We start from the raw sequence: 905 nt of genomic DNA, 5'->3' as shown, positions 1-905 counted from the left end.
CTTAGTTTATAAAATCAAACAGAATCCAATCCGTAACGTTTTTCAGATTACATTATTCATCTGAGTAATTATTCCCTTGTTGGAAGTTCAAACTTATAGATTTTCCAATAATTTTTGTTGGTGAGTAACTTATAGATAACGTGTTTGTATATGATTTGTTGCGTGGTTAAGAACGTAATTTAGCAAATAAAAACCGAATAGAAAATCCGCGAGGGTTTTCGTAAGCAGGCTAGAACTAGCAATAAATTATATACGGTGTTACCATACGTACCTTATTCGGTTATTAATTCTTTCCATTTTTCAGATTCCGCAAATTCTTTTACAACACGATTCCGTTCAGTTAATAATTCAGTCATATATTTTTTGAGAAATAACTTGTCGGCTAACTTTCCTAAAATTCCAAAAGGTGACTGATAATCAAAAAAATCTGTCATTAAAGTTCCGCCATTTAATTCCGCAAAGTGATGTTCGTGTTTAAACTCCTTAAACGCACCTTTAACCATTTCGTCTACAAAGTATTTGGGTTTGTCAAATTCCGTTATTTTGGAAGTCAAATTTTGATAAATCCCGAAGTGTTTTGCTCTCCAAGTTACACTTTCGTTCATTCCAATTAATCCACTAGTTTTTCCTGCAATTGCTTGTTCATTCGTTTGTTCAGTCGAAATTTTGTGTAAATCGATACTTCTTGAAAGGTCAAATACAACTTTTCTATCGGCTTTTATTTCAGTTCGAATTTCAATTTTGGGCATTTTTGTCGTATGTATGGTAACGTGTTTGTATATGATTAGTGGCGTGTTTCAGCACCTAATTTAGTAAATAAAAACGGAATAGAAAATCTGCAAAGATTTTCGTAAGCAAGCTAAAACTAGCCATTAATTATATACGTTGTTATCTATAGGTCTTTT

At 32.0% G+C, this 905-nt stretch carries 1 protein-coding gene; it reads right to left on the bottom strand.

Translation table 11 applies throughout. From position 1 onward, the window contains the following. Positions 1-272 precede the first annotated feature (272 nt). A complete protein-coding gene (locus tag ACVCZW_RS03705) occupies positions 273-749 on the bottom strand; it encodes an SRPBCC family protein (RefSeq protein ID WP_452231676.1) in 477 nt (158 codons plus the stop codon). Positions 750-905: the final 156 nt, after the last annotated feature.

This window comes from Lacinutrix sp. MEBiC02595, from assembly GCF_053601555.1.
This window is presented reverse-complemented; position numbering and strand designations above follow the sequence as displayed.

Excerpts from the sequence above, each read along its gene's own strand:
- ACVCZW_RS03705 (WP_452231676.1), bottom strand. The coding sequence starts at position 749 with ATGCCCAAAATTGAAATTCGAACTGAAATAAAAGCCGATAGAAAAGTT.